Raw genomic sequence first — 11,514 nt, forward strand, 5'->3', positions numbered from 1 at the left:
CCCCTGCAGGAGAGGGCGTTTCGGGGAGTGCTAAAGCAATGAGAGCCGAAGGGGCGAAGCATGCCGCCCCCGACATTAGCGCCCCTTAAGCCCAACCATCACCATCAGGGTGAGCCAGACGATGGTCAGATCCTGTACCAGCCAGCGCCAGGGGTGGTGCAGCTGGACGATATAGGCGAGATCGAAGGCGAGCTTGCTGCGCACGCTGGCGAGATCCTCGTCATACCCCTGATTGACCTGGGCCAGGCCGGTGATCCCGGGTAATACATCGAAGGTGCGCTCGATAAAGAAGGGGATGGCCCCCTCCAGGCGATTGGCGATGCCGGGGCGCTCGGGGCGGGGTCCTATCAGCGACATCTCCCCGCGCAAGACATTGATCAGCTGCGGCAGCTCATCGAGGCGGCTGCGGCGCAGGAAACGGCCCACACGGGTAATACGGGGGTCTTCCTTTTGGCACCACACAGGGCCACTCTGCTGCTCGGCATCGCTTCGCATGGTGCGAAATTTCAGCATATAGAAGAGGGTACTGCGATCGGGAAGGGCGGCACCAATACGCATCTGGCGAAAGATGACCGGCCCCGGGGAGTCGAGCCGTACGGCCAGGGCGATCAGGGGCCAAAGCGGAGCCGAGATCGCCAGGGCGGTGGCCGCACCGGCCACGTCCATTCCCCGCTTGATGCGGCGGGTCAACAAAGAGAGGCTTGTCTTCATGATGGTGACTCCGTCTTCTTCCACTTAAGGGGGCGATGCAGCAGATAGCGAACTGCACCGAGCCCGTTGTACCAGTGACCCAATACCAGATAGTGCAGGCTTGCCCATTTCCCCGGCAGGGGCACCCGTGTCCAATGCAGCAGGGCCACAGTGCCGTAACCGAAGGTCTGTAGCAGTGCCAGCACCAGATAGAGAGGGTGAGCCTGCGCCAGCACCAGACTCGCCCCCCAGATCAAGAGCAGACACCAGGGCATCAACACCCTGAGCCCCTTGCCGCTGGCGAAGTTGAGTGCGGTCCAGCCATGGCGGGGGTGAAGCAGGGGGAGCAAGCGCAGCAATTGCTGCACGTTGCCGGCCCCGATCCGCTGACGGCGGCTGGCCTCAAGCTCGGGGTTTGAGATCTCCAGCTCCAGGGCCGGCACCCGTCGCTCATAACGGGCGTGATACCCCTTGAGGAGCGCCAGGCAGGGGAGCATAAAATCGTCGTTGATGGTATCGGCAGGGAGGAGCGTAACGGCCGCGCGACGCAGCATATAGCAGGCCCCATGGGCCCCCAGCATCTCCCCGCGGCTTGCTTCGGCATGCTTGATGTTGCTCTGATAGCGCCAGAACTGCTCCTCGCCGACCGAGCCTACCTGCCAGAAGCGGTAACCCCCACCCACCACGCCGACATGGCGATCCCGGAAATGCGCCACCATCAGCAGCAGCGCATCGGCCGGCAACAGGGCCGAGAGGTCGGTCAGGCAGATGAGCTCGCTGTCACACCGGGTCAACGCCTCGTTAAGCACGGCGACCTTGCCCCGATTGTGTTCATGCACCCACAGGGTGACCGCTAATTCGGCAAACTCGGGGCGCGCCAACAGGGTTCGGGTGATGGCGACACTCTCATCGCTACAGCCATCGAAATGGAGCATCACCTTGAGCCGGCCGGGGGGATAGTCGAGGCAGATGAGGTTGTAGAGCTTGGCTTCCATCAAAGGAGCCTCGTTATAGACCGGCATGACCAGCGTCACCGTCGGCAAGGCCTCATCCCCTCCACGGTTGCGATAGCCCCGGGCACGCGGCTCGGGCAGGGGCAGCGGCGCGCGTCCCTCCCAGCGCAGCAGCAGGGGATAACCCAGATGGTGATAGACAACCAGCAAGGCGGCTATCCACAGGCTCCACGTCAGCAGTGTGTTCATCGTCTCTTCTCCTCGTCTGGAAAATAGGAGTGGCCATAGGCAGTTACCATGGCCTGCTCGCTGCCGTGACGCTTTACGAAGTGGCGGGGACAGCCCCCCTTCGGATGTCGCAAGGCGTCAAGCAGGGAGTGGGCCAGCGCCGCGTCACTGCGCTCCTTGAGCAGCGTGCCGGTCTCGGGGCACACCGCCTCGCCACAGCCTCCCACCGCGAAGGCGATCACCGGGGTATTGCAGGATTGGGCCTCGAGAAGGGTCAGCGGGAGTCCTTCTGACTTGGAGGGGAGCACCATCAGATCGAGCGCCCGATAGAAGTGGGGCATCTGCTCCACCTGACCGAGAAAATGGACCCGATGGGACAATCCCAGCTGCGAGGCTTGATCGCGCAATGCATTTTGCAACGATCCATCCCCGGCCAGCGCAAGATGCACCTCATCGGGCAGCCGGGTCAGGGCGCGCAATAGCAGGGCGTGATCCTTGACGGGCTCCAGCCGTGCGGCGCAGCCGAGCAATGGGCCGTGCGGGGGCAGGGCCAGGCGCTGGCGCGCCTCTTGCCGATCTCCCGGAGTGAAATGGGTCGTATCGATACCATTGCGGATCACGGTTGGGCGAGCCCAGGGGAACCAGCGGAGCAAGCCGTCGGCCACTTCACTCGCATCGGCCACCAGCGCGGGTCTGAGCAGCCGCAAGGCACTGCCGGCCAGGGAGCGGGCCTGCGGGCTCTCGAGATACCAGGCATCGTGTTCGGTGTGTACCAGACGGCAGCCCGCCAGCCTGGCGGCGACGCCTCCGTAGAGCAGAGGGCCAAGGTGATGGGTGTGAACCACGGCAATACGGGCCCGGCGCAGCAATCGTGCCAGTTGCCAGCAGAGGGTGAGGCTCACCCCCTGTCCCTTGTCGATAAAGTGAAGGGGACCGGCCCCATGTCGCAGGCGACCCCAGTGATCGCAGCTACTGCGCTCGCTTCCCTCAAGGGCAATAACATGAGTGGGCCAGGGGCTGGCCTGCTGCAGGTTGAGCACCATGGTCTCGAGCCCCCCGGGGGCCAGGTGTTGCACTATCTGGGCGACAGCCCCTCTCTGATGACCCATCTCGCCGCCTCCTCTGATCCCTGTGTCATCGGGTACAGCGAAACTCATGCCAGCTTGTTAGGCCTCAATCTTGCTTGGCCTTGACCGGGAGAACGGGAAGAGGAAGAGAACCGATGGATCAGAGCTGGAGCCAGCGCCTCTATCTGCTGCTTTGCGCCGCCTGGCGCCAACGCTGGCGGATCATCATTCCCGTGCTCATCTTCCCCTGGGTGGGGCTTGCCGTTGGCCTCTTCTCACCCAAGGTCTACGAGAGTCGAACCACCTTTCTGCTGCCCCAGGAACTCTCCCAGATGCCAAGCCTGCGCGATCTGATGCTCAGTGACTCGAGTCTCAAGGATCGCTTTCAGGTACTAGAGGCCCTGCTTCGCAGCCGCTTCGTGATGGACGGGGTGGCGAAAGAGAGCGGTCTTATCAGTGACGAGACTCCCCCCAAGGCCCGGGATGCCATCGTCGAGGGGCTCTCGGCCTCGGTCTCGCTCTCCCTCATCGGCAACGAGGTGCTCGAACTTACCATCAAGTCAGACTCACCCAAGCAGAGCGCCGAGCTGCTCGAGGCCATCTCTCGCCGCTTTCTCTACAACATCATCAGCCGCGACAAGCAGTCGGCGGAGACCTCAGAGCGTTTCTTGCAAAGCCAGCTGAGCGAGCGCAGCCAATCCCTGCAAGAGGCAGAGCAGGCGCTGGCTCGCTACCGTGCCGAGCACTCCGCCTCCTTGCCCGAGCAACAATCCCTCAATGCGGCGCGCCGTTACGATCTGCAAAGCCGCCGCAGTGAGAAGAGCACCGCCCTGGAAGTGGCTCGCGAGGCCCTGGCCCAGACGGCGAACAGCCGCAGCGATGCGATGCGGCTGCTCGATGAGAACATCGCCAGACTCGAGAGTGAACTGATGCTGCTTCGCAGCCGTTATACGGACCAGCACAGTGAGGTGCAGGCCTTGAACTACCGACTCGGGCGCCTCAAAGAGGAGCGCCAGAGAGCCCCCGATCCGGCCACCCTGCAAGAGAGCGATGGCTGGCGCCTGGCCAAGGCCCGGGTCGATGCCCTGGCCCAGGAGTTGGCCGGGTTCGATCAGCAGATCGCCGCCATGGATAGCGCCATCGCCCAGGAGGGGGAGGTGGCACAAACCGTCGCCAGGATGGAGCGCGAGGTCACGGTACGCCGCGAGCTCTATCAGGATCTCTCCATTCGCCTTGAGAAGAGCCGTCTCTCCGGAGCCCTGGGCGGGTTTGAACAGGGGGACAGGGTCAAGGTGATCGACAAACCCTATGCGGGGGGAACCCCGGTCAACAAACCCCTCTGGCTCTTCCTGCTGGCGGGAATCGTCGGCGGCATCGGCATCGGTCTCTCCTTGGCCATCGCCTGCGAACTTCTCGACACCAGTTTGCGCCGCACCGACCAACTGGCACGTCTGACCGGCGTCCCCGTGCTCGGCCGAATTCCCGCCATTACGCCTGAGCGCTGGCTACAGGAGTAGCCCGGACAGGGGGAAAAGGTGAGGGGACGTTCGCCCCCTCCTGAGTACCCCCTTCAGCCAATCGCCATGGCTGCCGTCGGTGTGACACGCACCCGCCAGCGCCAGGCCATCAGCAGTGGCAGCCCCAACAACAGCTGAGCCGGCAGGGGAAGATCCTCGACAGGGGCCGCCAACGCCCCTTCCGGAATCACCCCCCCCTGGATCTCGGCCGAGAGCTTGCGCTCCAGTGCCGTACCAAAGTCGGCGAAGGTGGTGGCATTCATCACGAACGCATCCTGCCCCCCGGCGATATTGTCCAGGTACCACTGCTGCAGCTCGCCCGGGGCATAGTCCTGCCCGATGGCGATACCGTTGATGGTGTCGATCCCCGAGGCCAGCAGCTGATCCCGTACCGTGGCGGTATCCAGCCCCGCATTGGCCATGCCATCCCCCGACACGTCCATCACCTGGCGAGCCGAGGTGAAGTCATTGGTGTCGAACTGGAGGCCACCAAAGGCTATCGCCGAGCCTGGTGCCGTCATCCCCGAATAGGGGCGTACCAGGGCATCCAAGGTGGCGGCAAACTCGTTGATCGAGGTCATGTCATAGAGGTGGAACCAGTCGGTCATCACCGACTGCTGGGTTGCACCGCTCCACATGATCAACTGAACGGCGATCGAGCCGCTCTTTCCGTCGCTGGTGTCCAGGATGGCGTTTTGTACATCGCTGCTGTAAAAGGCATCCACATACCCCTGCAACTGCAAGTTAAACTCGCTGGCCGAGACGCTGCCCGAGACATCCATCAAGAGCTGTAGCTCTGTATCCACATAGGTCAAGGCCTGTGCATGCAAGGGCGACAACAAGACCCCGCACAACAGACCGATCCGTTTATAGCGCATATCACCTCCTCCCTGGCCATGATTGGCGTGGGTGACAATGGATAAATCGTGCCAACGGCGCGTTTCTTGCTACCGCCTCTTCAATGACCACAAAGGAGGCCCTATGGCGGCGAGTCGCACGGTTCACAGCTGGCGCTGGGCCCCCTGGTGGCTGCTCCTTTGCCTCATCGCCCAGTGGCTCAGCGCCTGGGTGAACTACCACAACGTCAGCCTGTTGATTGTGCTCTTGCTGCTCATGTGGTTCGCGATTGCGTTGCAAAGTGCACCCGGTCTTTGCGTTTCGCCGATGGTGATCACGCTTGTCACCCCCTTGCTGCTTGTCCCGAGTGCATCCCTGCGCGCCATCGCCACCCTGTTGCTACTGGCAAGCCTGACCCCCAAGGCTGACAAGCGGGAGCGAGCCATGCTCTCCATTGTCCTGGCCTTTACTCTGGCGGTACTGTGGGGGCATCAACTGTTCGGGCTGCTTTCTGGCTGGCTGCTCAATCTGGATGCCAGAGGGGTGGGGCTGTGGCTGGAGCTGCTGGGGGCGTCTCCCGATATAGAGGGCAACCGGGTGGCCCGCGTCGGTGGCCATAGCCTGGTGGTGCTCAAGGGGTGCTCCTCGTTCGCCCAGCTCTATCTCGTCGTCATCGCCTGGCTGGTCGCGGCCCTCTGGTATGGCCATCGAACGCGAGGAGCCGAGCTGGTTCGGTTGCTGCTTTGCCTGCTCATCGCCATCGGCGCCAACCAGCTTCGTCTGCTGCTGATGAGCCTGGATCTGCAGTGGTATCGTCTGCTCCACACCGGAAGTGTGGCCCAGCTCTACCAATGGCTGGTGATGATGGGAGTCCTGCTGCTGCTGTTTCTCCCCCCCAGGCAAGGCACTCCCCCATGATCCCCCTGCGCCAACTTGCGGGCTATCTGCTGCTGGGAGTGCTTCTGGTGGGGCAGGGGGCAAGCCTCTGGTGGCGTCAGCAGCGCCCGGCCCCGGAGCCGGCTCACCGCCTTGTCATGGCCGAGCTGGCGACCCTCGGCTGGATCCCTTATCGGGCCGAGCCGCTGCTGGGTGGCAGCTACGCCCGCTGGATCTTCCGTCACCCCCGCTGTGACCAGCCGCTGAGCGTGCTGCCCATCGAGCCGGATCGGGAGGCGATGGGGCTCTCGCTGGGGCAACCCGGGGAGTGGCAGGGGGTGCGCTTCGCGGGTCGCAACGTCGAAGCACTCCCTCTTCTCACCTATCGACTCATTCAGGGGTGGCGCGGATGGTGGGGGCTGGCCCGCGAGCCGCTCTATCGCGTCAGCCTGGCTCACCACTGCCTGAGACTGCTCAGTGACGCGATACCACCTGCAGGGCATTGACCGGCAGTGACGGATCGTAGCGCAGCTCCAGCGTCACGGCGCGTGGCGCCAGCAGCCTGGCCAGCTGGCTCAGTCGGTTGCTGGCGAGCCTAGCATCGGCCAGGGGATCCCCCTGATCGGCCGGCCCGGCACTCAGGGTCAAACTGACCGGATCCCGCTCGGCGATGTAGCGGTGCAGGGTCTGCTCCTGCTCCGGATTGAGGGCCAGATCGCTCTGGCGATATTCCAGGGTCAGCGGTGTGGCGCTCTGCTGCTGACCGCGCAGCTGCTGGATCATCTGCAGCGTGGCGGCCGGGTCGGACTGGGGCTTGGCGCTGCAACCGGCCAACAGGCAGGCAGCCAGCACGAACAGAGGGCGTGTCATAGAATTCTCCGGCGCGGTATCTTCCCCGATTCAATCACCGAACCGGCGCTCAATGCAACCTTGCCGCCAGCCTGGTAATAGCATTGCGAGCGCGCGCCCAGTGCTGCTCGGGCAGCGCCTCGGCCTCGGCCCAGCGGCTCGGTGTTTGCTGCCAGAGCCGGGTAAGCAGGGCTGCCGCCTCGGGATTGTCCCGGGCCTTCTCGGCCAGCCAACGCAGCCAGCGGCCATCTTCGATGCCCTGTTGCAGCCTCAACAGATCGAGACCTATCTCACGACGCTGGCATGACTCGGCACCCAACAGCAAGAAGTCCTGCTCCCGTCCATCGGTGGGGTCGAAGGGGCGGGCGGTGGGCATGCGCCCGTGCCACTGGATCAGGCCGTCGGCCCCGCTGCGCCAGAGGTAGAAACCGGCTGCCGCGCGGGGCGTCCCCAGATTGTAGAGCCACACGGACTTGCCCATTCCCTTGAGCCGCTCCACCTGCTCGCGATCGGCGCCAAATCCGGCGTTGATCAGCGCCAGCTCGATCTGGGCCAGCAGGGGAGCCTGGCTCGGGTGGTTCAAATGTGCCGCCAGACGCACCCCGGGGATGGCCCGACGGAGCGTATTGGCCTCGGCCTGCAGGGCCGGCAGGGTCTCAAGACGCGGCTCATCGGCCAGGCTCCAGTAGAGGGGCGGTAATCCCAGCGCACGCCAGCGCCGCTCGCTCTTTGCCACCGCCTCGGTCGCCACACTGTGTCCCTCCAGCCACCAGCGTTTGAGGGGGGTGTAGGCGAGCAGGGGCCAACTCATGCCATGGCCGGCCAAGGCCTGGCCGACCCGGGTCAGCCCCATCACATCCTGCGGCAGAGGCGGGGAGAGCGGCGCCACCCCGAGGGCCTCGAGCCGCGCCAGATCACACTCCAGCGCCGCTCCCTGATCACCACCAAACCAAGCCAGCGTCGGTGATAGCTCAAGATAGATCCCCGCCGGATGCGCCGGTGGCGGCAGGGCCAGTGGCAATACCCTCACTCGCAGGGGTTGCACCACCAACTCTCCGTGGCTGAGCAGTTGCACCGCCCCCTCATAGAGGCCCGCTGGCGTTCCCTCTGGCACTCTGACAGCCAGGTGCAGCTGCCTGGGCAGGCCTTCGGGCAGGGTGACGCCATCCACCCCCTCCTGCAGTTGGCTCTCCTCGAGACGCAGCAGACTGGAGGCCGCCGCCTCCCGTTGCCAACGCCAGATGCCGAGGTAGGGGGTCAGCGTGAGGGTATGCCCCCGATAGCCGGGGGGGGTCACCAGCAGGGTCGGAGCCTCATCGCCGACACCGGATGTCATGGCGTAACTCAGTAACAGGCGTGAGCCGGCTGCCGCGACAATCTCGGGCTCACCGGCCTCCCCCTGCGGCGACAGGGCAAGGGGGCGGTCACTTTTGGGCGTGGGCCTCTGCAGTTGCCAGCGCTCGAGGAAAAGCTGGCGCCGTTTATCCTCTACCTTCTCTTCGTCGGCCGGGCCACTGAGGGGACGCAGCAACAGGCCGGCGAGAAAGCGGGCCTCGGGGCTGTGGCCAATCGGGCGGATCACCAGGGGGCCACCCGGATGCACCAGGGTGAGGCTCACCGCGCCTCCCTGGCGTGCCCCCAACTGACGCCAGGGGTCCGGCGGCCAGTGCTCCTGTCGCCCTGCCAGATAGCGCTCTTGCAGCCAACGCTCGGCATCGAGGCGCTGCTCCCAGAGGCGCTCCCCATTGACTTCGATGGCCCGCTCAAGAGGATGGGGAAAGAGCTCCCACTCCCCGGGCTCTTCCAGCCAGAGGGTGAGGCGATAAGTCCCCGAAGCGGCCATCAGGGTGATCCGCTCCACCCCGCGCAAACCGTCGCGGATCAGGGCATCCCCGGCGGGGCGCTGCACCGGGGCGAGCCGCCCCTCGATGCGAGGGTCGCCGGGCACCAGCGGGGCAAACCCCGCCATCAGGGGGCTGTCTGCCGCCCCCAGATCCAGGGCCTGTGTGGTGGTGGCGAGGCGCAGGCCCGGCTCGAGGCGCCACCGATGCAGCGTCAGGGGGGGGTCACCGTCGGCCATAAAGAGGGTGATTCGCTTGAGCTGGTCGAGCGCCAGCCCCCTCGGCTCCTGGGTGCGCCACTCGCTTAAGGGGAAGCGCAGCAAGAAGGGGCCCGCAGGCAACCGCCGCTCCAGATTGACCCGGGTGCGATAGTTGACCGAGTGGGCATCATCGACCTGCAGGATCAGTGTGACCAGATCCTTGGCTCGGCTCTCTCCCTCGATGACCAGTTCATGCTGCCCGTCGAAAGGGGCATCCAGGGTCTGCGGATCCAGGCGCTGGGGGGTGGCCGTCCCGCTTAAGGGGAGCAGCAGGCTCAGGCCAAGGAGTGCAGCCAGCACTTGAGCGTCTCCCCTCGCTGAGTCCACCCCTCGTCGCTCACCTGCTGGCGACGCAGGGAGCGACCGCCATGATCGGTCAGCACCGACCAGGTGTCCGCCTCGAGCCAGGGGCCCTGAGGCGCATCCAGAGCGGCCCGGGTGATCGCCTTGGCCAGTCCTTGTGGCGTGCGCTCGGCAACTACCACTTGCTCACGATAACCGTCGAGCGCGGGGAAATCGGTGCTCACCACCGGCTTGCCTGCTGCCAGATATTCCCGCAGCTTCAAGGGGTTACAGGCGCGGATCTGGGGGGTGTCGCGAAACGGCAGCAGACTCACCTGCCAGTGATGCAGATAGGCCGGCAGCTGATCATGGGGGCGCGGCCCGAGCAGGTGAATATTTGCAATCCCCCTCAGTGCACCGAGATCGCAGTGATGGGGACCTATCAGCACCAGATCCCAGTGGGGCAGGGCCCGGGCCGTTTCGGCCAGCAGTGGCAGATCGATCCAGCTCGAGAGACTGCCATAGAAGCCGGCGATGGGGCGCCCGCGGGGCAAGTCGGCGGGCCTCTGCCCCCCGGCCGAGAAGCGATCCAGGTCCACCCCGTGGGGAAGCAACCGGGTCTTGTGGGCCGGGAAGCACTCGGCCAGGGCCGGGCTGGCGGCGATGATGAGGCTGGCGCGAGCCACCAGCGCCTGCTCGCACTCCCTGGCCATGGCGTGATCCACCCCCTCCAGGGCGCCAAAATCATCGCCACAGTAGTAGATGATGGCCTGCTCCCCGAGATGTCCGGCCAAGGCTATTGCGCTGGGCAGGGAGAGCCAGAGCAGGGGCCGCTCCAGCCAGGGGGCTCGCTTTCGGATCTGGCGGGCAAGCCAGGGGCCATTGACTCGCCGCACCCACTCCTGCCCGTGCCAGGGGAGCGCCAGGGGAGAGAGCACCTCCATTCCTGGGGGGGGCGTCACCGAAGAGGCGTCCGTGGTGGCGGCACAAAGCTTGCGTCCGATCCGTCCAAGATCGCGCCAGCCGGGGGCTCGCAGGCCGATGGAGTTGACCCAGAGCACCCGATAATCGGGCAAGAGGCGACGGATCAGATGCTGGGTGCTGGAGGGATGAGCCCCCCAATCCTCGCCGAGGACCACCAGTTGACGACTCATGCCAGACTCTCCCTGGTATCGGCGGCCTCTGGCGGCGTGCGCTCACAAAGAGAGCGGATCACCCGGGCCGGATTGCCGGCCGCCACGACATCCGCAGGGAGATCCCGGGTCACCACGCTACCGGCAGCCACGACGGTGCCGCGACCTATGCGCACACCGGCCATCACCATGACGCCGGTAGCAAGCCAGACGTGATCCTCGAGGATAATGTCTCCCACCTGGCTCTCCTGGTCGGGCTCACCTCTTGCCCTGGCTTCGGCATCGAGAGGATGACCGGGATAGCCGGCGAGGAAGGCCCGCCCGGCGATGCGCACATGATCCCCCAGCACCACCCGACGCCCGACGGCGATGGTGGTCTGCCAGCCGATCCCCACGTTATTGCCTATCTCCAGAGTGGGGGAATGGAGCCCGCAGGTACGGCCACTGAAGGTGGTGGCCGCGCTGAGGCGACAGTCGCTCCCGACCCGGATGGTGAGGGGCCCGGTCACCAGCGGCATGCCGCCATAGAGATAGAGGCGTGGCGCACTCGTCTCAAGCCTCGATTGAAACAAAGGTGTCCAGTAGAGGGTACGCAGCAGATGAGTACCGAGCCCGTTGATGAGCAGATGCAGCCGTCGCAGCCCGGCGTGCAGGTACGGGATCACCGGCATCTGGACCGTCCGGCTCCCCTTGGCCAGCCGCCACAGGGCGCGTGCCGGTGGCGTCTCCCCCCGCTTGGCCCACTGCTTTAACCGTGCAAGATATTGCATAGAGGCTCCTTCGAATGATCGGATGCAAACACGCCTTAGCTGGCGTTAGCAGAGTTCGGGCCAACCCCGGTAAGTGGCGTAACGACCCATGGGTTCCCTCGCCCGGGTGCAATTTGCGATGCGAACTCGTCCCCGGGGCTGTGCATTTTGCTCAAACAGGGCCCCCACGCCCGACCATTCGGGCAGCAGGGGGGATGGCCTGCTCCTTGCA

11 protein-coding genes are annotated in these 11,514 nt (G+C 65.1%); 3 read left to right on the forward strand and 8 right to left on the reverse strand.

Annotation, left to right across the window (positions count from 1 at the left end):
* Window positions 1–75 precede the first annotated feature (75 nt).
* Genes BN1133_RS01950 through BN1133_RS01960 form a run of 3 tightly spaced genes read right to left on the reverse strand, consistent with a single transcriptional unit; the run spans window position 76 to window position 2,980 of the window.
* Window positions 76–711 (reverse strand): sugar transferase, encoded by a 636-nt coding sequence (locus BN1133_RS01950; RefSeq protein WP_050664875.1) that lies wholly within the window; start codon window positions 709–711, stop codon window positions 76–78.
* Window positions 708–1,892, reverse strand: coding sequence for a glycosyltransferase (locus tag BN1133_RS01955; protein WP_050664876.1), 1,185 nt, complete (start codon window positions 1,890–1,892; stop codon window positions 708–710). The genes BN1133_RS01950 and BN1133_RS01955 overlap by 4 nt, the downstream gene beginning before the upstream one ends.
* A complete protein-coding gene (locus BN1133_RS01960) occupies window positions 1,889–2,980 on the reverse strand; it encodes a glycosyltransferase (protein ID WP_197273641.1) in 1,092 nt (363 codons plus the stop codon). The genes BN1133_RS01955 and BN1133_RS01960 overlap by 4 nt, the downstream gene beginning before the upstream one ends.
* Window positions 2,981–3,093: 113 nt before the next feature.
* On the opposite strand from BN1133_RS01960, the gene BN1133_RS01965 reads away from it, so the two are divergent.
* Entirely contained in the window at window positions 3,094–4,455 is a 1,362-nt protein-coding gene (locus tag BN1133_RS01965) for a GumC family protein (protein WP_050664877.1), read from the forward strand.
* 53 nt (window positions 4,456–4,508) lie between these two features.
* On the opposite strand, the gene BN1133_RS01970 is transcribed toward BN1133_RS01965, so the two are convergent.
* Window positions 4,509–5,333, reverse strand: coding sequence for a DUF1194 domain-containing protein (locus BN1133_RS01970; RefSeq protein ID WP_050664878.1), 825 nt, complete (start codon window positions 5,331–5,333; stop codon window positions 4,509–4,511).
* 103 nt (window positions 5,334–5,436) lie between these two features.
* Here BN1133_RS01970 and BN1133_RS01975 point away from each other — a divergent pair, with 103 nt between their 5' ends.
* Together BN1133_RS01975 and BN1133_RS01980 are read left to right on the forward strand one after the other, a co-directional pair.
* Window positions 5,437–6,210 (forward strand): archaeosortase/exosortase family protein, encoded by a 774-nt coding sequence (locus tag BN1133_RS01975; protein ID WP_050664879.1) that lies wholly within the window; start codon window positions 5,437–5,439, stop codon window positions 6,208–6,210.
* Window positions 6,207–6,674 carry a hypothetical protein gene (locus BN1133_RS01980; protein ID WP_050664880.1) on the forward strand — a complete coding sequence of 156 codons (468 nt, stop codon included), beginning with the start codon at window positions 6,207–6,209 and terminating at the stop codon, window positions 6,672–6,674. The genes BN1133_RS01975 and BN1133_RS01980 overlap by 4 nt, the downstream gene beginning before the upstream one ends.
* Here BN1133_RS01980 and BN1133_RS01985 read toward each other — a convergent pair.
* The 4 genes from BN1133_RS01985 to BN1133_RS02000 are packed head-to-tail and all read right to left on the reverse strand — an operon-like array spanning window position 6,643 to window position 11,303.
* Window positions 6,643–7,038 (reverse strand): hypothetical protein, encoded by a 396-nt coding sequence (locus tag BN1133_RS01985; RefSeq protein WP_050664881.1) that lies wholly within the window; start codon window positions 7,036–7,038, stop codon window positions 6,643–6,645. The two genes, BN1133_RS01980 and BN1133_RS01985, sit on opposite strands and share 32 nt — an antisense overlap.
* Before the next feature lie 49 nt (window positions 7,039–7,087).
* Complete coding sequence (locus BN1133_RS01990; RefSeq protein ID WP_050664882.1) at window positions 7,088–9,418, reverse strand: hypothetical protein; 2,331 nt, start codon at window positions 9,416–9,418, stop codon at window positions 7,088–7,090.
* On the reverse strand, window positions 9,394–10,554 hold the full coding sequence (locus tag BN1133_RS01995; RefSeq protein ID WP_050664883.1) for a glycosyltransferase: 1,161 nt from the start codon (window positions 10,552–10,554) through the stop codon (window positions 9,394–9,396). The genes BN1133_RS01990 and BN1133_RS01995 overlap by 25 nt, the downstream gene beginning before the upstream one ends.
* Window positions 10,551–11,303 carry an acyltransferase gene (locus BN1133_RS02000; RefSeq protein ID WP_050664884.1) on the reverse strand — a complete coding sequence of 251 codons (753 nt, stop codon included), beginning with the start codon at window positions 11,301–11,303 and terminating at the stop codon, window positions 10,551–10,553. The genes BN1133_RS01995 and BN1133_RS02000 overlap by 4 nt, the downstream gene beginning before the upstream one ends.
* Window positions 11,304–11,514 lie beyond the last annotated feature (211 nt).

The organism is Aeromonas schubertii (genome assembly GCF_000820105.1).
In the GTDB taxonomy this organism is placed as follows: domain Bacteria; phylum Pseudomonadota; class Gammaproteobacteria; order Enterobacterales; family Aeromonadaceae; genus Aeromonas; species Aeromonas schubertii.

Excerpts from the sequence above, each read along its gene's own strand:
- BN1133_RS01970 (WP_050664878.1), bottom strand. The coding sequence starts at position 5,333 with ATGCGCTATAAACGGATCGGTCTGTTGTGCGGGGTCTTGTTGTCGCCC.
- BN1133_RS01965 (WP_050664877.1), top strand. The coding sequence starts at position 3,094 with ATGGATCAGAGCTGGAGCCAGCGCCTCTATCTGCTGCTTTGCGCCGCC.
- BN1133_RS01960 (WP_197273641.1), bottom strand. The coding sequence starts at position 2,980 with ATGGGTCATCAGAGAGGGGCTGTCGCCCAGATAGTGCAACACCTGGCC.
- BN1133_RS02000 (WP_050664884.1), bottom strand. The coding sequence starts at position 11,303 with ATGCAATATCTTGCACGGTTAAAGCAGTGGGCCAAGCGGGGGGAGACG.
- BN1133_RS01995 (WP_050664883.1), bottom strand. The coding sequence starts at position 10,554 with ATGAGTCGTCAACTGGTGGTCCTCGGCGAGGATTGGGGGGCTCATCCC.
- BN1133_RS01980 (WP_050664880.1), top strand. The coding sequence starts at position 6,207 with ATGATCCCCCTGCGCCAACTTGCGGGCTATCTGCTGCTGGGAGTGCTT.
- BN1133_RS01955 (WP_050664876.1), bottom strand. The coding sequence starts at position 1,892 with ATGAACACACTGCTGACGTGGAGCCTGTGGATAGCCGCCTTGCTGGTT.
- BN1133_RS01975 (WP_050664879.1), top strand. The coding sequence starts at position 5,437 with ATGGCGGCGAGTCGCACGGTTCACAGCTGGCGCTGGGCCCCCTGGTGG.
- BN1133_RS01950 (WP_050664875.1), bottom strand. The coding sequence starts at position 711 with ATGAAGACAAGCCTCTCTTTGTTGACCCGCCGCATCAAGCGGGGAATG.
- BN1133_RS01985 (WP_050664881.1), bottom strand. The coding sequence starts at position 7,038 with ATGACACGCCCTCTGTTCGTGCTGGCTGCCTGCCTGTTGGCCGGTTGC.